17 protein-coding genes and 2 pseudogenes are annotated in these 17838 nt (G+C 62.3%); 6 read left to right on the top strand and 13 right to left on the bottom strand.

Annotated features, from left to right (window positions below; genetic code table 11):
- Nucleotides 1-43: 43 nt before the first annotated feature.
- Entirely contained in the window at nt 44-724 is a 681-nt protein-coding gene (gene deoC, locus BLV18_RS08225; RefSeq protein ID WP_090357658.1) for a deoxyribose-phosphate aldolase, read from the bottom strand.
- A 119-nt stretch (nt 725-843) separates the two neighbouring features.
- On the opposite strand from deoC, the gene deoR reads away from it, so the two are divergent.
- Nucleotides 844-1614: a DNA-binding transcriptional repressor DeoR gene (gene deoR / locus BLV18_RS08230; RefSeq protein ID WP_082223554.1), complete on the top strand. Its 771-nt coding sequence runs from the start codon at nt 844-846 to the stop codon at nt 1612-1614.
- A 5-nt stretch (nt 1615-1619) separates the two neighbouring features.
- Here the strand turns inward: deoR and BLV18_RS08235 are convergent, their stop codons facing one another.
- The 3 genes from BLV18_RS08235 to rbsK are packed head-to-tail and all read right to left on the bottom strand — an operon-like array spanning nt 1620 to nt 4973.
- Complete coding sequence (locus BLV18_RS08235; RefSeq protein ID WP_090357661.1) at nt 1620-2687, bottom strand: aldose 1-epimerase family protein; 1068 nt, start codon at nt 2685-2687, stop codon at nt 1620-1622.
- Complete coding sequence (fucP, locus tag BLV18_RS08240; RefSeq protein ID WP_090357663.1) at nt 2684-4015, bottom strand: L-fucose:H+ symporter permease; 1332 nt, start codon at nt 4013-4015, stop codon at nt 2684-2686. Before fucP ends, BLV18_RS08235 begins: the two co-directional genes overlap by 4 nt.
- Nucleotides 4016-4046: 31 nt before the next feature.
- On the bottom strand, nt 4047-4973 hold the full coding sequence (gene rbsK / locus BLV18_RS08245; protein WP_090357665.1) for a ribokinase: 927 nt from the start codon (nt 4971-4973) through the stop codon (nt 4047-4049).
- Between the two features lie 336 nt (nt 4974-5309).
- Between rbsK and BLV18_RS08250 the strand changes: the two genes are divergently transcribed.
- Nucleotides 5310-7334 (top strand): methyl-accepting chemotaxis protein, encoded by a 2025-nt coding sequence (locus BLV18_RS08250; protein ID WP_090357667.1) that lies wholly within the window; start codon nt 5310-5312, stop codon nt 7332-7334.
- A gap of 56 nt (nt 7335-7390) precedes the next feature.
- On the opposite strand, the gene BLV18_RS08255 is transcribed toward BLV18_RS08250, so the two are convergent.
- From BLV18_RS08255 to BLV18_RS08270, 4 genes are all read right to left on the bottom strand, one after another.
- Entirely contained in the window at nt 7391-8038 is a 648-nt protein-coding gene (locus tag BLV18_RS08255; RefSeq protein WP_090357669.1) for an FMN-dependent NADH-azoreductase, read from the bottom strand.
- Nucleotides 8039-8104: 66 nt separating this feature from the next.
- On the bottom strand, nt 8105-9289 hold the full coding sequence (locus tag BLV18_RS08260; protein WP_090357671.1) for a DUF2252 domain-containing protein: 1185 nt from the start codon (nt 9287-9289) through the stop codon (nt 8105-8107).
- Between the two features lie 120 nt (nt 9290-9409).
- Nucleotides 9410-10021, bottom strand: coding sequence for an LbetaH domain-containing protein (locus BLV18_RS08265; protein ID WP_090357673.1), 612 nt, complete (start codon nt 10019-10021; stop codon nt 9410-9412).
- A gap of 46 nt (nt 10022-10067) precedes the next feature.
- On the bottom strand, nt 10068-10526 hold the full coding sequence (locus tag BLV18_RS08270) for a thiol-disulfide oxidoreductase DCC family protein (RefSeq protein ID WP_090357675.1): 459 nt from the start codon (nt 10524-10526) through the stop codon (nt 10068-10070).
- 178 nt (nt 10527-10704) lie between these two features.
- Between BLV18_RS08270 and BLV18_RS08275 the strand changes: the two genes are divergently transcribed.
- Entirely contained in the window at nt 10705-10896 is a 192-nt protein-coding gene (locus BLV18_RS08275; RefSeq protein ID WP_090357677.1) for a hypothetical protein, read from the top strand.
- Between the two features lie 9 nt (nt 10897-10905).
- On the opposite strand, the gene BLV18_RS08280 is transcribed toward BLV18_RS08275, so the two are convergent.
- Together BLV18_RS08280 and BLV18_RS08285 are read right to left on the bottom strand one after the other, a co-directional pair.
- A complete protein-coding gene (locus BLV18_RS08280) occupies nt 10906-11238 on the bottom strand; it encodes a hypothetical protein (protein WP_056843440.1) in 333 nt (110 codons plus the stop codon).
- A gap of 55 nt (nt 11239-11293) precedes the next feature.
- Nucleotides 11294-12040, bottom strand: coding sequence for a phosphatase PAP2 family protein (locus BLV18_RS08285; protein WP_090357680.1), 747 nt, complete (start codon nt 12038-12040; stop codon nt 11294-11296).
- 348 nt (nt 12041-12388) lie between these two features.
- Here BLV18_RS08285 and BLV18_RS08290 point away from each other — a divergent pair, with 348 nt between their 5' ends.
- On the top strand, nt 12389-14056 hold the full coding sequence (locus BLV18_RS08290; RefSeq protein WP_090357682.1) for a phosphoethanolamine transferase: 1668 nt from the start codon (nt 12389-12391) through the stop codon (nt 14054-14056).
- Between the two features lie 48 nt (nt 14057-14104).
- The gene (locus BLV18_RS08295; protein ID WP_090357683.1) at nt 14105-14806 is read left to right on the top strand and encodes a response regulator transcription factor; all 702 of its coding nucleotides are present in this window, start codon (nt 14105-14107) and stop codon (nt 14804-14806) included.
- A gap of 32 nt (nt 14807-14838) precedes the next feature.
- Here BLV18_RS08295 and BLV18_RS22330 read toward each other — a convergent pair whose 3' ends face one another.
- The 3 genes and pseudogenes from BLV18_RS22330 to BLV18_RS08310 all read right to left on the bottom strand — a co-directional run bounded on the left by BLV18_RS22330 (nt 14839) and on the right by BLV18_RS08310 (nt 16866).
- Nucleotides 14839-15012 (bottom strand): hypothetical protein, encoded by a 174-nt coding sequence (locus BLV18_RS22330; RefSeq protein WP_167375897.1) that lies wholly within the window; start codon nt 15010-15012, stop codon nt 14839-14841.
- Nucleotides 15013-15055: 43 nt separating this feature from the next.
- Nucleotides 15056-15340 (bottom strand): annotated as a pseudogene (locus BLV18_RS08300) (dihydrodipicolinate synthase family protein); the annotation flags it as partial.
- A gap of 335 nt (nt 15341-15675) precedes the next feature.
- On the bottom strand, nt 15676-16866 hold the full coding sequence (locus BLV18_RS08310) for a sensor histidine kinase (protein WP_167375918.1): 1191 nt from the start codon (nt 16864-16866) through the stop codon (nt 15676-15678).
- Nucleotides 16867-17047: 181 nt separating this feature from the next.
- Between BLV18_RS08310 and BLV18_RS22765 the strand changes: the two are divergent.
- Nucleotides 17048-17818, top strand: a pseudogene (locus tag BLV18_RS22765) (MCP four helix bundle domain-containing protein); the annotation flags it as partial.
- Nucleotides 17819-17838 lie beyond the last annotated feature (20 nt).

Consider the following 17838-nt stretch of genomic DNA (forward strand, 5'->3'; position numbering starts at 1 on the left):
TGGATCGACACTGGTGAAAAACATTCCTCAATCGCACGTGGACTCAGTAGCCGCTGCCCGCCTGGCCGCCGGTGACGATGGCGATTCCCGAGCTGGTGCCCAGACGGGTGGCGCCGGCCTGGATCATCGCCCGGGCGGTGGCGACGTCACGCACGCCGCCCGACGCCTTGACGCCGATGTCCGGGCCAACCACCCGGCGCATCAGGGCGACGTCTTCGAGCGTGGCGCCGCTGCGGCTGAAACCCGTGGAGGTTTTCACGAACGCCACGCCCAGCTCGCGACAGATCTCGCAGGCGCGCATCTTCTGCGCGTCGTCGAGCAGGCAGGTTTCCAGGATGACCTTGAGCGTTACCTCGCCGCAGGCCTGCAGCACCGCAGCGATATCGTCCCGGACGTCGGTGTACAGCCCTTCCTTGAGCCAGCCGATGTTCAGCACCATGTCGATTTCCTGTGCGCCGGCGGCGATGGTCAGCACGGTTTCCGCCGCCTTGGCGGCGCTCAGGCCGGCACCCAGCGGGAAGCCCACCACGGCGCAGACCTTGACGGCGGATCCCGCCAGATGCCGGGCCGCGACGGGCACCTGGCTGGAATTCACGCACACGGAGTAGAAACCGTGCTCACGGGCCTCCGCGCAAAGCGTGGCAATCTGTTCGCGGCTGGCATCGGCCGCCAGCAAGGTGTGATCGATGGTCTGCGCCAGTGCGGTGGGGTCGAGTGAAGTCATGAAGCGATTCCTGTCATCAGTGGAAACACGGGGCCTTGGCCCACACGTTATAAAATTAACAATTGGTGTTACTTTGTTCGCGGTATCAACCGTATCTACCTCACCAACGGATTGCCTGGATGCCCGTGGACGTCAAGAAAACCAACCGAATCAAACAGATCCAACAGGTCCTGCAAGATCAGAAAGCCGTGCATCTGCGCGAGATGGCGGCCTTGCTCGACGTGTCCGAAATGACCCTGCGCCGCGACCTGAGCCGGCATCCGGAACAGTTGCGGTTGCTGGGCGGCTACATCACGCGCGCCCACGACGACCCGGAGCCGGGGGATTACCGGGTCAGCGAGCAGGACACCCGGCATGTCGAGGAAAAGCGCCGGATCGGCAAGCTGGCAGCCGCCTTCATTCAGCCGGGCGACACGGTGTTCTTCGATTGCGGTACGACGGTGCCCTTCGTGGTCGACTTCATTCCCGACGATCTCGAGTTCACCGCGGTGTGCAACTCGCTGAACGTGTTGCTCAAGCTGCAGCAGAAAACCCGTTGCAACATCGTCCTGTGCGGCGGCGTTTTCCACCGCAAGAACCAGGTGTTCGAGAGCCAGGCCGAAGCCAGCATTCTCGACAGCGTACGGCTCACCTGGGCATTCGTTTCCGCGGCCGGTGTCAGCCTGGAGTGCGGCGTCACCTGCTTCAATTTCCACGAGGTGGAGGTCAAGCAGAAGGTCATGCGTCAGGCGCGGCAGTGCCTGCTGCTGGCCGATCACTCCAAGTTCGACGCCGTGCGCACGGCGCATTTCGGCGCGTTGAGCGACTTCCAGTGTGTGGTCAGCGACAAGAAAATCCCCCGCGCCTACCGCGAGGCGATCCAGGCCGGCGGTGCTCAACTGGTGGTGTAGACAGGTCACGTCGGCAACGCTCGCCGTTCCGTGGCGCTGAGAAAACCGGTGCGCAGGCTGAACTCGGCACGCGCACCGGGTGCCAGGCTGCGCACGTTGCCCTTGGCCAGTTCGGCGCGGTACCCCTCCGGTTCGCAGGTGGCGGGCAAGACGAACGCGGCGACCTGTTGATCCGCGTTGTGCAGGATCCAGCGCGCGGCATGCTCGAACTGCTGCGGGCTGTAGCCGGTGTAGAAGGCCGCGCCGTCAGGGTGTTCCAGAAAGAAATGCGCCTGCCCCTCGGCATCGCTGCGTACTTCATCGAAGAAGCAGACGATTTCCGGGTCGTACAGGGCAGGGGAGTCGAGCACTTCCAGGGCTTGCGGATCCTGGCTCAGCTGCGCCATGTAGTCGCTCCAGGCTGGCGTCGGCCGTACGTGGGCCGGCACGCTGCTGCGCACTCGGGTGCGCTTGCAGCCCAGCGGCTGGCTCAGCCGCGCGCCTTCGACATAGGCATAGTTCATGTGCGCCATGTACATCAGGTCCATGGCCTTGCCCGCCAGGTTGACCACGTCCATGCCGATCTCGAACACGCCACTGGCCGGGCGCAGGGTGACGCTGGGACTGGCCCGGTAGTGGTCGCCGAAACCCTGCACGTACTCGCAGGTACCGCCCAGGCGCAGGTAGGCGCCATGCTCGTCCTCACCGCTTTCCAGCCAGGCCTCGTCCATCGGCGCGCAGGGCATCTCGCCGTGCAGCGCATGCGTGTCTTCCGGGCCTGGGCAACCGTTGCGCAGCAGGCCGCTGTGGAACATGAAACAGCCATAGGTGCCGATGATGGTGTCGCTGGGGCGGGGCTGGCTGAACATGTTGCGCATGGTCAGGTCGTGGCCATCGAACTCGGCCGACCAGATCATCTGACCCTGCCAGGGCAGTATCACCAGCTTGCCGCGGCTGTTCTCCAGCGACACTGCCTTGACCCCGCTGGGGTAGGTCCAGGCGTGTACGGTGAACTGACGCGACTCGAGCAGGGTTCGACGGTTGCTGTCCCACAGTTGCGGGTACAGCGGCAGGCGCAGGCATTCGGCACTCATTGCGCCACCGCCGCGGCCGAGCCGCTCAGGGCCGGTTGTGGCTGGCGCATGCAGCGCACCGCGTACAGCACGATCGCCACGAAGCACAGCAGCGGCACCGTGTAGGCGATCTGCATGTTGCCGTTGTTGGCGTCGCTGAGCAGTCCCTGAAAGATCGGGATCACGCCACCGCCGACGATGCTCATCACCAGCAGCGAACCACCGACACCCGTGTCTTCGCCGAGCCCGTCGATGGTCAGGCCATAGATGGTCGGCCAGCAAGGACCGAGGAAGACGCTGACACCCACGGCTGCGTACACCGCGGTGATGTTGGGTACGAAGATGGTGTAGGCCAGCAACAGGATGCACAGCACGCCGTACAGAGCCAGCACCTTGGCGGGGTGCATCTTGCGCATCAGCACGTTGGCGATCATCTTGCCGACGAAGTAGGCGGCAAAGGTGATCAGCAGGAACCATGAGGCGCTGCGTTCGTTCATGCCGCCCATCTGCATGGCCAGGCGAATGGTGAAGCTCCAGACGCCCACCTGAGCGCCGACGTAGAGGAACTGCGCCAGCACGCCGAAACAGAAGCGCGGGTTGCGGCGCAGGCGGCCCAGGCTTTCACCCAGGCTGGCCCGGGGTTCGCTGCCGGTGCGGTTGCCCTTGCAGGCGGGAAAGCGGGTGATGGCGATCAGGATGAACATCAGAATGAGCACCGCGATCATCCATTTGTACGGCAGCAAGGTCGACTGGATCATCTGCAACTGTTGCACGGCCGCTTCGCTGGCACTCATCTGCGCCAGTTGCTCGTGGCTGGCGTCGGTGTCCTTGAACATCACGAAGCTGCCCACGTACACCCCGGTCATGGCTCCGAACGGGTGAAAGGTCTGGGAGATGTTCAGGCGTCGCGTGCCGGTTTCCCGCGGACCCATCAGGGTCGAATAGGTGTTGCAGGCGGTCTCGAGAAACGACAGGCCGGCGGCGATGACGAACAGCGCGATCAGAAACATGCCGTACTTGGCGGTGGACGCGGCAGGGAAGAACAGCGCGCAGCCGAACAGGTACAGCATCAGGCCGACCAGGATCGTGGTCTTGTAGCTGAAACGGCGCACCACCAGGGCTGCCGGTATGGCGACGAAGAAGTAGCCCAGGTAGAACGCCGACTGGACGAAGGCCGACTGGAAGTCGCTGAGCAGGAAGGCCTTCTTGAAGTGGGCGATCAACACGTCGTTCATGCCGGCCGCGGCAGCCCACAGGGCGAAGATCAGACACAGCAGGATGAAGGCGAACCATGGCGTACGGTTCAGGTAGAACCCGTCCGGGGTTTGTTGCAGCGCAGGTTTGTTCATTATTGTTCTCCGCGAGAGTGCTGGTGAGGTGTCAGCGAGCCGATGCATCCAGAAAGCGTGCAAACGTTTCTGCGTCCGGGTAGGAAGACTGCGTGCCGAGGCCGGTGACCGAGCAGGCGGAGTAGGCCACCGCCTGTTGCATCGCCTGACGGATATCGGCGTCCCGGCTCCAGTGCCTTGCGAAGCAGCCGATGAAGGCGTCGCCCGCGCCACTGGTGTCGCGCGCCTCGACCTTGACGCCCGGGACCTGCCACTCGCCTTCGGCGCCCACGTACAGGGCGCCTTGTTCACCCAAGGTGACGATGACGTGGCGTACACCCTTGGCCACCAGGGTCCGCGCGGCATGCGCAGCGTCCGCGGCAGAATTCACCTGCAGCCCGCTGATGAGCGCCAGTTCGCTTTCGTTGGGAATCAGGAAGTCCAGCAGCGCCAAGTGGTCGTTGCTCAGGCCGGCCAGGGCAGGGGCGGGGTTGAGCAACACTGGAATGGCGTGGCGTCGAGCGAACTCGATGGCGTGGTACACGCTCGCCAGTTCGATTTCCAGTTGCAGCACGATCAGGGCGCAATCACGCAATTGCGCCTCGGCGCGATCGATGTCGGCCGGATGCAGATGGGCATTGGCGCCTTTGACGATCAGGATGCTGTTGTGGGAGTTCTCCTGAACGAAGATCGGCGCCACACCGCTGGACACGCCCGGTACCCGCTCGACGAAACGCGAGTCGATGCCCAGCCGTTGGAAATTGGCCAGGGTGGTATCGGCGAAGCCGTCGTCGCCGACCTTGCTCAGCATCAGGACGTCGGCACCCAGCAAGGCCGCCGCCGCGGCCTGGTTGGCCCCCTTGCCGCCGCAGCCCATGGCGAAACGCGGTGCTTCGAGGGTTTCGCCCTGGGCGGGCATGCGCTCGATGTAGGTGATCAGGTCGACCATGTTGCTGCCGATGACTGCGATCTTGCTCATTGTTGTTGTGACCTCGCCAGCGCCGACGGACCCACCGTCGGCTGTTATTTATGTTATTTAAATAACATTTTCTGTGAGTATTCAATCTTTATTTTTTCGAGCCCCGCAGTGATGTCGCCGCGACATTACTCAAGTCATGAAGTTCAAAAGCTGTACAAATAAATATATTTGTACAAATTCTCGTAAAGTTATCCGAAACCCAACCGATACGGACGTTTGAGCACAGAACACCTGTGCTCGGCCAAGGGGCCGGACAGAGCCCCGGCGTCCGAGAAAGGGACCGTTCTCACCTCACGCTTAACCACGAACCGTCCCATTCCGGGCTGTGAGAACCCTATGAACATCCTTGCTCCTGCCGTAACGCTCGCCAACCGATTGCGCTTCAAGACCAAATTCGCGGTGCTCGCCATCATCGTTCTGGTTCCGCTGCTCCTGCTCGGTACCCGCTTCATCGTTCAGCTCAATGACAGCCTGGCGGTCATACGCTCGGAGCAGACCGGCCAGCGCTACCTGCTGGATGTGACGCCGATCCTGCGCCTGTCCATGATGCAGCGCGCGTTGACCAACCGCCTGCTCAGCGGCGATCAGACCGCACAGGCCGATGTGCTGGCCAATCAGGCAAAGATCGAAGACGCCTTCTCGAAACTGGCCACCACTGACCGCCAGTTCAACGACGCTCTGCAGACCGGCGATCGCGTCGAACGCCTGCATGCCTCGGCCACGCGCTTGATGTCGCTGGCCAAGCCCGGCGTCGATCCTGGGGGCATGTTCGATCAATGGAACGACCAACTGACCGAGACCCTGAATTTCGTCTACTACGTCTCCGCGACGTCGGGCATGGTGCTGGATGAGGATTACGCATCGCTGTTCATGATCGACCTGAGCACGCTGCGTCTGCCTCGCCAGATCAACATCGTCGGGCAATTGCGCGGCTTGGCCAGCGGGCTGCGTGAGGGGCAGCCGTTGAGCCCCGCGACGCGTGGCGTGATCAAGTCGATGCTCAAGACCGAATTGCTCATCCACAAGGAGCTTCAGCAAAGCCTGGAGCTGCTGCGTCGCCGAGAGCCCGCCCTGGCCGATCGCATTCAGGCACCTATCGACAGTGCGTTCATGAGCCTGACCGGCTTCCGTGCGGACCTGGAAGCGGTCACGTCCTCTACCAGTGACACGCTGGTCAACGTGCAGAACGTGCCCGCCAAAGGCAACTCGGTCGTGGCTGAGCTGTACAAGGCACAGGACACGCTGCAGGAAGAACTGCTCAACCGCCTGGCCCAGCGGGCTCAGGAAAAGACCTCGGAGCGGCTGTTCATTCTTGGCATGTTCGCCGTCGTCGGCCTGCTGCTGGCGTACGTGTTCTGCGGTATCTACAGTGCCATGCGCCGTAGCATCGAGGATGTGTTGCAGGCCACCCGGCTCATCGGCCAAGGTGACTTGAGCGCACGCGTCCAGGTGCGTGGCAAGGACGAAATGGCCGACGTGGGCAACAGCCTGAACCACATGGTGCGGGCCTTCGGCAGCTCGCTGACCCAGGTCGAGCGCAGCTCGCAGTCGGTTTCCGATGCCGCCGCGCGCATGGGCGTTTCCATCGATCGGGCCAAGCAATCGATGAACACTCAGCAAAGCGAGACCGAACAGGTCGCCACGGCCATCAACGAGATGACCACCAGCGTGGCCGACGTCGCACAGAACACCGAAGGGGCGGCCCACGCTGCCGAACACGCCAGTCAGTCTTCCCAGGCCGGGCTGGCGAAGATGCATGAAACCAAAGTCACCATCGAGGCCCTGGCCGATGAGGTGGAGCGCAGCGCGCAGAAGGTCTCGGCGCTTGCCCAGCACAGCCAGCAGATTGGCGGAGTGATCGAGGTAATCCGCAACATCGCCGACCAGACCAACCTGCTGGCCTTGAACGCTGCCATCGAAGCCGCCCGTGCCGGAGAGCAGGGGCGTGGCTTTGCGGTGGTCGCCGACGAGGTGCGGACCCTGGCTTCACGCACGCAGAACTCCACCGAAGAAATCCGCCGAATCATTCAGGAACTGCAGTCGGCCACCTCTGCGGCCGTCGAGCAGATGAAGGCCGGCAAGCAGCGTGCCCAGGAATGTTTGCAGTCGGCCGATGCCGCTTCGACCAGCCTGGATGCCATCAGCGATGGCGTCGAACAGATCGTCGGCATGAACACTCAGATAGCCAGCGCGGCGGTGCAGCAACACGCGGTGTCGGAGGACATCAACCGCAACGTGACCCAGATCCGCAATGGCAGCCTGGCGCTCATGGAGGGTATCGAAGACAACGCCGTGACGGCGGAAGAACTCACCTTGCTGGCGACCGAGCTGCGCACGGTGGTCTCGCGGTTCAAGGTGTAAGGAGGAGAGGTGAGCGGTGCCGATCCGCGCCAACCGGCGGATCGGCATACCGAAGTCTAGTGCGATGAGCCGCTTGAGGACGTCAGTGTCGTGGCCAGCTTGGCGGCTGCATCCAGGGCGGCGTTGAAGTTGGCCTCGGCGGTTGCGGCATCGCCGAGGGTGCCTTCCGATTCGACGGTATCGATGGCCGGAATCCCTACCATGCGGGCCCAGGTCCGCAGAAAGGCCACCTGATGGTCGAAGTCTTCGGTCGGGTAATCCTCGCCAAGCGCCACCCCGCGGGTGGCCAGCACCACCACTTTCTTGCCCTTGAGCAGGCCGACCATGCCCTTGTCGTCGAAGTCGAACAGCACGCCACGCTGCGACACTGAGTCGATCAGGTGCTTGAGGCGGTAGGGCACACCGAAGTTCCACATCGGCACGCTGAACACGATCACATCCGCGCGGTGGAAACGCTCGCCCAAGGCATGTATCTGTTTCCAGACGGCCGCCTGCTCGGCGGTCATTTCCACACCCTCCAGGTCCGCGTATTTGGCTTTCAACGCGGGGCCGTCGAACGGCAACAGGTCGGTGGTCCAGACATCCAGCACGTCGACGGTCGTGCCGGGCTCAACCGAAGCAGCCGTTTCGAGGTAGCGGTCGGCCAGTTTCAGGGAGGCCGAACGCTCCCCGCGAGGAGAGCTGGCAATATGAAGAATATGCATACACGGGGTTCCTGAGTAAGGGGCTGCGCAAGGTTTCAATTTAGTCCTGCATGCAAGCGCCGATGTTCAATTCTGCAGCGCGTAGCGGCGACAGTGTTCCAGATAGCCTTGCTCGTGGCTGCCTACCAGATGCACCACGCTGGACCAAAGCCAGGAAGGCGCATCCAGGGTGTTGGAACGGTTGGTTTGCAGCTCGCGGATCCAGGCGGCTCTGGTCGAAAGGTCCATCTGCCGGGCATGGGCCGTGCCGACCACGCTAGCCAGGTAACTGGCCGCACGCATGGCTTCGGTTTCGCTCAACTGATCGAGCTCGAGCTTCATGTCCTGAGGCAGCAGTTCGCGAATGAAGAAGCCATGGTCGAGCATGCGCGTGGCCAGCATGCGATTGCCCAGACCCGGTGACAGGTGCCGGGCGCCTTCGACCACGCGCTTGCCGTTGTCCCGCGGCATGCCTGCGCGAACGGTGCGCGGCGCTGCGGCCGCCACGGCTTCCTTGATGTCGAGCAGGCACAACTCCTGATCGTCATCGTCGCCCACGCCCAGCAGCACGGCGTAGCGCTTGAGCCCCAAAGAGCTGCAACCCTTGACCCAGTACGCCGAGTCCAGCAGTTCGACACTGTCGCTGCCCGATCGCCCTTTCAACGACGTGACCAAGGCATGAATCTCATCGGTGGCGCACAGCGTCTTGATGGCGCTGCGCTCGGTCTTGGACAAGGCCCAGAAATGCTTGCCCAATGGAATCGTCGGGCGCATGTCCTCGATGCGTTCCTGAGCCAGGTGCTTCCAGGTGCGCTGCACGGCGCTGCGCATGCCGGCCTTCACCTGAGCGGGGCGTTGCGGTTCTTCGTCGTGGTTGTTCTCGAAGGCCTGTTCATAACCCACCATCATTTCTTCCAGCATGCGCGCCGTGGCCACGCCCGGCAGGTCCGAGCCGCGTGCGGCGGTCGCCAGCGACAAACCAAGCCGCACCAGATCGTGCACCGGGTTGCCGATGACGGTCTGGTCCAGGTCGCGGATGTGGATATCGATGCGGCCCTTCGAATCACCGGTCGGGCCGAGATTGCCGGCATGGCAGTCGCCGCAGATCCACACCGGCGGGCCACTGGGCAAGCGTCGGCCCGACTGCGACTGCAGCCAGTCATAGAATTGCACCGTGCTGCCCCGCACATAGGCATGGGCGGATCGCGCCATCTTCAAGTTACGCAGTTGCTCGAGCGGTTCCAGGCGTGCGGAGGGGCGGGGCGTCTTCATGGCATAGTCTTTTAGGGAAAGACGTTGGAGTAGGAAGATAGGCCGCGTGTTTCAAAATGTTTCTACGTTTTTTCAGAGCAATGGCTGTGTCCCTTGCCTACACCCCATCCATCGCCCTGATCAACCATGAGCGAATTGATCGACCAACCCCAGACGTGGAATTCGGGTGTCGGGCGCTAGCAGCGCGCCGGGTGCGATCACCGCATTCGTGCCGATCTTGCAGCCGTCGCCGACCAGGGCGCCGAACTTGTTCACGCCCGTCTCGATGACGGCATCGCCGTGGCGAATGCGGATGTTCGCCCCGTCCAGTTCATTGCGGTAATTGGCGATGATCGCGCCGGCCTCGATGTTCACTCGCTCGCCGATCACCGAGTCGCCGACGAAATTGAAATGGGCCAGCTTGCTGCCATCCAGCATGAAGGTGCTCTTGAGCTCGCAGCTGGGGCCCACGATGCACTGCCTGCCCAAGTAAACGCCGCCACGCAGGTACGCACCCGCAGCGACGAAGGCGCCTTCACCGATGATGATGGCGCCTTTGAGTACCGCGCCTTCTTCCACCACTGCGTTTTCGTGAACGGCGCAGTTTCCGTGACGCCGATAACCCTCGCCAAGACGATCGAGCAACGTCAGAACCAGGTTTTCGCAATCCTGGGCCAGTTGCCATGGGGTCGATCGTGGCAGGCCCAGCGAGTGCCAGCGAGCGATGAAGGTGTGGATTTCGAACGTGTTCATGGACAACCTGCTTGGGTACTGGAAATCGCGTGTTCCGCCCCGGCGCTCACCGAGGCTCCGAAGGCGGCCGCTTGCGCGCCGCACGATCCGTATCAGGAAGCGCACAGCTGTCGCCACGGCAGCGCGCGCTGCCGTCGGGGTGGGGCAGCCATGCCAGGTGCGGGCGCCAGCGGCAGAACAGGCGATAGCCCACGTTCAACAGCGGCCGGGCCCAGCGCCACGACAACGGCGCCGCCCAGATGCCCAGGCCTGCGGCTCGCCAGCTCCAGAGTGTGGCGTCCAGGCCGGTGACCCATGTTCCGTCGGCGAAGCGGGCATGCAGCAGCGACTCCATGTGCACACGGGTAAACCCCAGGGATGGAGCATCGAACGCCGGATCGCTGATGTCGACGAAACGCAGGCGATCGGGTGAGGCGCGAGCGCTCAGGACCTTGATCTCGTGAGCGCACAGGGGGCAGTCACCGTCGAAGTAGAGTGTCAGCGGCCAGTGGGTGTTCTCGTGCATCGATGAGGGTTCCGTATGGGTAGGGGCAAGCGGCACCTGAAAACAGGGCAATGTTCTTCACGCTATATAGACACCACGTTCAGCCATTCCCGCCATTTTTAACGCAGTTGCTGCCCTGCGGCGAGCTCAACGACACAGCCTGTCTTTCGACTTGTTGCAGACTTGGAGATCTCGCAGAATGGAAGGACTGCTGGCGGATGGATACGCAGGGCGCGCAAACCGTGGCAGTCGCCGCGTGCGCCAATCGGTATGCCGCTCGCTCATCTGCGCTATCACTACGACGGCGCCGCCGCGTATTGGCCTGGCCCGCGCGACGTTGATCGTCGATGCAAAGCATCCGAACGACGGTTGCGAGGTGACGGGCATCTAACCGATCTGCCTAGTCACGCGACGTACGACCCAAGGCCTTGCCCATGTCCTGATCCCGGGCATGCCGCCAGTCGCGGTCGGCCTTGCTGTCGGTGCCGATGCGGCGCTGGAAATCGCTGGCGACGCTGGCCTGACATTGGCGAAAGCCGTCGTCCCAGCCGGTGGCGTACTGGCGATCCGCGAGGTAGGTGGGGACGTTCTTGCGAAATTCCCCCAGCGCCTGCGCCGCGTTGCGGCCACTGCTGCAGCCGTCCTCGAAGCCGTTGGCGAAGGGCGCGGGATAGCCTTCGGCCAACAGTCGCTCGCGTGTCGTCTGGCACGCGCTCAGCAGGGCGGCAGCCATTGCCAGAGCCAGCAGCAGGCTCGTCTGTTTGAACGGCTGGCGTCTGGCGCTCATTTCAGCGATCTCCGGGGACCATCGTGGCCTGGCTGCGGGTGATCCGGGACGCCGCAGGGCGATAGAGAATCCAGCGGTAACACAGCACGCAGATCATCCAATCGATCAGCAGGGTCCAGATGTTGTGGGAGAGAAAATGGGCGCCCTGCGCCATGCGGCCCAGGGAAAAGATCGCGCCCAATCCCAGCGCCACGGCGAGGGCGATGCGCGCAGTGCGTGGGCGACGGTCGCGCCAGAAGAAGAAAAGCGCGAGCAACGAGAAGCCGCTCGAGGCGTGTCCGCCCGGCCAGCACAAACCGGGTTTTTCGGTCTCGGCGCGTGGGCTGAGCAGGGGCGTGTAGGTTTCCTGGCCGCCGAACTCCTTCAAGCTCCACGGACAATGCACTGCGGTGAGCACCTTGAGTGGCATCACCACCGCAGTCGTCAGGGCCATCGCCAGCACCACGTAGCCCAAAGGCCGGCGCCATTGCCGCCACTTCGGGCTGCACAGACTGACGATGAATCCGGCCAGCGCGAGTACGGCGAAGGCGATCACGGCCTGTTTGGCGCGGTCGTGCAGGATGTTTTCCAGCCAGTAACTTTGCCGTCCGATGAAGCCGCTGCCGGGTACGTAGAACAGTTGTGCAAGCGCGAAGTCCAGTGCCGGCGGATATAGCCACAGCATCACTGCCATGAGGGCGAGTGGCACACCCAGGGCGAAACGAAAGTCAAAAGGCCGGGACGCACGGGAAGGTATTTCGATAGCCATGAACGGCTCCGATCGGTGGGTAGACAATCAATGAGGGCGGTAGGCACGAAGTCGCGCAAGCGTTGCTCAGCCAGAGGTTCTGCCTGCAGCGTGCTGTGCTGGCGACGATAGATTTCCGGCCTTCAGTGATGGGTGAAGAAGATGTGAAAAATGCGTTAGGTGCGCAGCGTTCAGCAAGTGACTGCGACTGATGATCAATGCGCGGGAGATGCACACTTCGGGTTTTTTTCCAGCAAGCTTTTCCTCGCAAATCTTTCACGAAAGTTTGAGTTATTCGAGATTACAGTCCGCGCTGTCGATACCCGGCGCATTGCGCACGGCCCGCCTATCTGCTGACAGTAGACTCGCATGTTCAAGATAAAACCTGTTCGTCCGGAATTAGTCACACTGGCTGCAAGCCTGTTTCTCTTGATTGCTTTCAACACACCACTTTGGCAACACCTGGCGTCCATCACGGGCGGCGAAGGCGCCGGCACGCAACTGGCCTGGGCGTTTGGGGTGTTGCTGTTGTGCGTCTTCAACTTCGTGTTGACGATGCTGGCCTTTCCCAAGCTGTTGAAACCTCTGCTGATGGTGTTGTTTCTGGTCAGCGCCTGTGTGGCGTATTTCATGGGGCAGTACGGAATCGTGGTCGACGCGGGCATGTTCCGCAATCTTGTCGAAACCAATGTCACCGAAGTGGAAGGCCTGCTGTCGCCCCTGCTGTGGGTCTACCTCTTTGGGCTGGGCGTGCTGCCGTGTGTGCTGTTGTGGAAGACACCTATTGCTTACCGCAAACCCCACCGCGAGCTGCTCCACAAAGTGCTCATCGGCACCGGCTGTGCTGGCATCATCACCGGCGTCGCATTGCTGGACTATCAGGGGCTGTCCTCACTGTTGCGCAATCACCACGAGTTGCGCCTGATGGTGGTGCCCAGCAACTACATCGGCGCCTCGATCGGTTATGCCCGCGAGCAGGTGTCGACCGTCCAGCATCCTTTCGTGCCCTTGGGTGAGGATGCGGTGCGTGCGGTAAACGTGGCCAACCACCCCACTAAATCACTGACCGTACTGGTGGTGGGCGAAAGCGCCCGGGCCGATAACTTCGGTATCCTCGGCTATGGGCGCGATACCACACCGCAACTGGCCGCTGAGCAGGGTCTGGTGTCGTTCACCGACGTGCACTCCTGCGGCACCGAAACCGCCGTGTCGGTGCCCTGCATGTTTTCCAACATGGGCCGCAAGCAGTACAAACCAGCCGTCGCAAAAAATCAGGAAGGGTTGCTGGACGTGCTCAAACGTGCCGGCCTGGACGTGGTGTGGTGGGATAACCAGTCCGGCTGCAAGGGCACCTGCGACCGGGTCACCCAGCTGGATGTCAGCCACGGCAAGGACCCGGCTCTGTGCGCAGACAGCGAATGCAGGGACGAAATCCTGCTGCAGGGTTTGCAGGCCTTCATCGATCACCTTTCCAACGACACCGTGTTGGTCCTGCACCAGATGGGCAGTCACGGGCCTGAATATTTCAAGCGCTATCCGCAAGCCTTCGAGCAGTTCACTCCGGTGTGCAAGAGCAACGCGCTGGACGCCTGCAGCCGGGAAAGTATCGTCAATGCCTACGACAATACCGTGCTGTACACCGATCACGTTCTGGCGCGGCTGATCGATACCCTGCGCAACAACCAGGACCGTGTGGCCACCGCCATGATCTATCTCTCCGATCACGGCGAGTCTCTCGGCGAGTACAACGTGTTCCTGCATGGCACGCCCTACATGTTGGCACCTGACCAGCAGAAACACGTCCCGCTGCTGGTATGGTTCTCCGACAGTTACCAACGTGCGCTTGCCGTCGACAGTCATTGTTTGCAGCGCACACGCAACGATCCGCTGAGTCAGGACAATCTCTTTCACTCGATGCTAGGCTTGTTGAATGTTCAGACGCGGGTCTACAACAGCGCGCTGGACATGTTTGCCGGCTGCAGAGGGGTGAGCGGCAATGCGCTTGTGGCCACGAAACAAATGCCGGTCCAGCGTTGAGTGGGTAGTTGTGTTTCGTACTCGTGCCTTACATAAAAAGAGAGTCCCATGCGCATACTGGTCATCGAAGATCATGCCGATATCCTCGCCAACGTCTCGGAATACTTCGTGCTCAAGGGGTGTGAAGTGACTGGCGCACTGGATGGCGTGACCGGGCTTCACCTGGCGATGACCGGTAATTATGACGCCATCATTCTCGATGTGATGCTACCCGGCATGGACGGCAACCAGGTCTGTCACAAGCTGCGTTCGGTCTCCCGGCGGCACACGCCCATTCTGATGCTGACTGCCCGTGACGAGCTGGAAGACCGGCTGACGGGATTTCGCGTCGGCGCCGACGACTACATCGTCAAGCCGTTCGCCTTGTCCGAGCTGTTCGCCCGCGTCGAGACAGTGAGTCGCCGCTCGGCCGGGATGAGGAAAAACGTGCTCGAAGTCCATGACCTGAGCTTCGATCTGGATTCACTGGAGGTGAGGCGGGCGGGCAGGTTGCTCAAGCTCAACCCCACCACCCTCGTGCTGCTGGAGCTGTTGATGCGCAAGAGCCCCGCCATCGTGAAGCGCCGCGAGCTGGAACTGGCGCTGTGGGGTGAGGAAACGCCCGATTCGGATAGCCTGCGAACCGGCATCTACATGCTGCGCCGAACCATCGACAAATCGTTCGAGGTGCCGTTGCTGCATACCGTGCACAGCATGGGTTACAGGCTGCAGGCACCGTCGGACGTGAGCCCAGCGACCGCCCAGCCCTGAGCTCGGGCATCGAGACAGGGCAATAACGCGCCTCAGGCCAGCTGCAGTGTCTTCATGACCTGTGCGACTCGCTGGGTCGATGGCCCGTCGAGCCCCTTGAGCGGCAGCGGCAGGCAGTTCGCTGCGGCATGGCCGAGGATTTCGGCGGCCGTGGCAATGACCCTCAGACTGCCGTACTCGCGAAACATAGAGTTCGAACACTTCATCCGCACGTAGCGCCTGATAGCTCACCGGTGGCAGTAGCAGCGCCGACGCGCCGGCAGCCTGGGCATCTTCGGCCAGCAGCACGTCCCGCGTGGCGACCGCGCCGATGCCGACGATCACAGGCACGTCACCTGCCGCGGCGACGGCCAGTTGGGCGGCGAGGCCCCGCTCCTCGCGGTTGAGATAGGCGTAGCTGCCTGTCGATCCCAAGGCGCCGATGGAATCGACCTCGGCCGAGACCAGGTTTTCGATCAGGCCGACGAAGGCGTTTTCGTCCACCTTGCCATCGCGCAACGGGGTCAATGGGAACGCGCTGAGACCTGCGAACATGCAAGAGCTCCTCGGTATTGAAAGTGGCGGCTGGGGATACTTCAAAGCGTGACGGTACTATAAGGTATCCGAACCGATAACATCTTCGGCGGCTACGCGGTGGTGTTTCCCACAGCGCCGATGGTGCGCGCCTATCAAAAGGCGCGCCGCTGGATCGAGGGCGCCTTGGCGATGGTGTTTGCCGGAGCAGGCTTGAGGCTTCTGTTTAGCAGAGCGTGAGGTGGTGGTGGTGGTGGTGGTGGTGGTGGGTGTGTCGTGTCATCTGGCGCTGGCCTGATTGATCGCACACGCCGTGACGCGGCTTGCACCGCTGCTACAGGAGCGTGGTGGCAGCGCTATCGGAGTACCGGCAATCGCACGGTAAACACGGTGTGCAGATCGCTGGAAGTAACCTGCAACTGCCCGCCATGGGACTCGGCGATCTGCGAGCAGATGTAGAGACCCAAACCCAGTCCTTCGTTTTGCCGGTCGTTGTCGGCGCGGGTAAACGGCTTGAACAGCAGATCCATCCGGTCGGGATGGATGGGCAGGCCTTCGTTGCAAAACGACAGCACCAAGCTGTCTTGCTCGATACGTCCATCGATGCTGATCGGTCCGCCGGGTGCGCCGTGGTGTACGGCGTTCGACAGCAGGTTGGAGACCAACTGGCTGATGCGTCCGAAATCGCACTGAACGGGTTCGGCATCGGTGTAGTGATAGCTGACATCGGCCAGCGGGTGGGCATGGCGGATTTCGGCGATGACCGGGATCAACGCTTCGAACAGGTTGTCGACGCGGTTCAGGTTGATCACGAAGCGGCTGCCCAGGCGGCAGCGGGTGAAGTCCAGCACGTCGTCGATCAACGCCGACATGCGCTTGGCGCTGCTCTGGATCGCGGCCACGAGGGTCTTGGAGCGCTTGTCGGTGACCTGTCGGTCCAGCAGATCGGCACTCATCCGCACGGCGCTGATCGGCGTGCGCAGGTCGTGCCCCAGTACCGCCACGAATTGCTCGCGCAAGCGCCCGGTTTCCTCGGATTCACCCAGTTCCGATTGGCTGTCGTGCAGTCGCGCGTGAAGTTCCAGATGGCTGGCCAGCAGTTGCGCGAACAGTTCGAGGGTGTCGATCACGCTGGCATTTTCGACCGCGACCGGTTCCGGGTCGAGTCCGCAGAGGGTCCCTACGAACACGCCCGCTGAGGTGATGATGGGCACCGAGATATGGCTTTTGAATGTTTCCAGGCCCGGTTGGGTTTCCGGCTCGTAGCGCCCGTCGGCCAAGTCTTGCATGCCTTCACCATAGGCCAGTGACTGGCGACGCTGGCGGACTTCGTTGCACAACGTCTGCGCAAGTGGCCGCTGATCGCCCGGCCGTATGTCCAGATGAGCCGAGTCGTCCACTGCGTAGGCGACCCAGCGCGTGGCGGTGACCCTGGCCACTGCCGCAAATCTCAGACCGGTCGCCTCTTTGACCAGGCGCAGAATGACGGGGATGACGGTCATTTCGGCAGGTGGTGGGAGCGAACCTTCGTAATCGGCGTTGGACATGCGCGGACCCATATTCGTTGAAGCGGGCGATTATACATAGGTTGCCCTTGAATGGCTGTACAGGCATACAGCAGGCCCGTACTCGCGCTTGCTTACATTTACCCAGGCCCCTCTAGCTCAAGTGTTTGCGCCGCAGGCCGATGACTCAAGGCATCAACCCCTGATCGCAATGGAATCCTGCATGATCATTCGACGCCTGAACCTCGCCCCCCGCGCTATTGCATTCTTCTCGGCCATTGTCGTGGTCGTGATACTCCTTGGTTGCCTTTCCATCGTCCAGATGAACAAGCTCTACGAGGCCGAGCAGGACGTCGAGACGAACTGGATGCTGGGTATCCGCGACGCGGGCCAGATGAACAGTGGGCTCTTGAGGTTGCGGCTCGAAAGCATGCGTGGCGCGACCACCACCGATACCGCGCTTCGTGAACAGACGATCGCTGCGTTTCCCGGCTATCGCCGTGCTTTTCAGGAAACCATCAAGCACTACGAAAGCACCGTTGCCAGCGACGATGACCGCAAACTTTACGACTCCATACGTTCCGATGCGGCTGCGTATGACCAACTGCTGGGCCAGCTCGAACCCATGCTGCGCGCTGCCGACACCACGGCGGCAACCGGCCTGATCAACACGGCCATTCGCCCGCTGACCAACACCCTGGAAGGCAAGGTCAACGAGCTCATGGCGCTGAACGACCGCGGTGCCACCGACGCCGGGGATGCGGCGCTCGCGACCTTCGAGTCGGGCCGTGCCTGGGTCATTGGGCTGATGGCTGCGGCCGTGCTGGCGACCATCCTGCTTGCGGCGCTGTTGATCCGCAGCATCACCCAGCCCATCCAGGAAGCCGTGCAGATCGCCCAGCGCATCGCGCGCAAGGACCTGACCGAACAGATCGTCGTGGTTGGCCAGGACGAAGCCGCCAGCATGCTCACGGCGCTGGCGCGGATGCAGGCCAACCTGCGGCAGACGATCGC

It is taken from the genome of Pseudomonas coleopterorum (genome assembly GCF_900105555.1).
Classification (GTDB): domain Bacteria; phylum Pseudomonadota; class Gammaproteobacteria; order Pseudomonadales; family Pseudomonadaceae; genus Aquipseudomonas; species Aquipseudomonas coleopterorum.

Bases quoted from the DNA above. Each gene is read 5' to 3' on its own strand.
- deoC (WP_090357658.1), bottom strand. From the start codon at position 724: ATGACTTCACTCGACCCCACCGCACTGGCGCAGACCATCGATCACACC.
- deoR (WP_082223554.1), top strand. From the start codon at position 844: ATGCCCGTGGACGTCAAGAAAACCAACCGAATCAAACAGATCCAACAG.
- BLV18_RS08235 (WP_090357661.1), bottom strand. From the start codon at position 2,687: ATGAGTGCCGAATGCCTGCGCCTGCCGCTGTACCCGCAACTGTGGGAC.
- fucP (WP_090357663.1), bottom strand. From the start codon at position 4,015: ATGAACAAACCTGCGCTGCAACAAACCCCGGACGGGTTCTACCTGAAC.
- rbsK (WP_090357665.1), bottom strand. From the start codon at position 4,973: ATGAGCAAGATCGCAGTCATCGGCAGCAACATGGTCGACCTGATCACC.
- BLV18_RS08250 (WP_090357667.1), top strand. From the start codon at position 5,310: ATGAACATCCTTGCTCCTGCCGTAACGCTCGCCAACCGATTGCGCTTC.
- BLV18_RS08255 (WP_090357669.1), bottom strand. From the start codon at position 8,038: ATGCATATTCTTCATATTGCCAGCTCTCCTCGCGGGGAGCGTTCGGCC.
- BLV18_RS08260 (WP_090357671.1), bottom strand. From the start codon at position 9,289: ATGAAGACGCCCCGCCCCTCCGCACGCCTGGAACCGCTCGAGCAACTG.
- BLV18_RS08265 (WP_090357673.1), bottom strand. From the start codon at position 10,021: ATGAACACGTTCGAAATCCACACCTTCATCGCTCGCTGGCACTCGCTG.
- BLV18_RS08270 (WP_090357675.1), bottom strand. From the start codon at position 10,526: ATGCACGAGAACACCCACTGGCCGCTGACACTCTACTTCGACGGTGAC.
- BLV18_RS08275 (WP_090357677.1), top strand. From the start codon at position 10,705: ATGGAAGGACTGCTGGCGGATGGATACGCAGGGCGCGCAAACCGTGGC.
- BLV18_RS08280 (WP_056843440.1), bottom strand. From the start codon at position 11,238: ATGGCTGCCGCCCTGCTGAGCGCGTGCCAGACGACACGCGAGCGACTG.
- BLV18_RS08285 (WP_090357680.1), bottom strand. From the start codon at position 12,040: ATGGCTATCGAAATACCTTCCCGTGCGTCCCGGCCTTTTGACTTTCGT.
- BLV18_RS08290 (WP_090357682.1), top strand. From the start codon at position 12,389: ATGTTCAAGATAAAACCTGTTCGTCCGGAATTAGTCACACTGGCTGCA.
- BLV18_RS08295 (WP_090357683.1), top strand. From the start codon at position 14,105: ATGCGCATACTGGTCATCGAAGATCATGCCGATATCCTCGCCAACGTC.
- BLV18_RS22330 (WP_167375897.1), bottom strand. From the start codon at position 15,012: ATGAAGTGTTCGAACTCTATGTTTCGCGAGTACGGCAGTCTGAGGGTC.
- BLV18_RS08310 (WP_167375918.1), bottom strand. From the start codon at position 16,866: ATGTCCAACGCCGATTACGAAGGTTCGCTCCCACCACCTGCCGAAATG.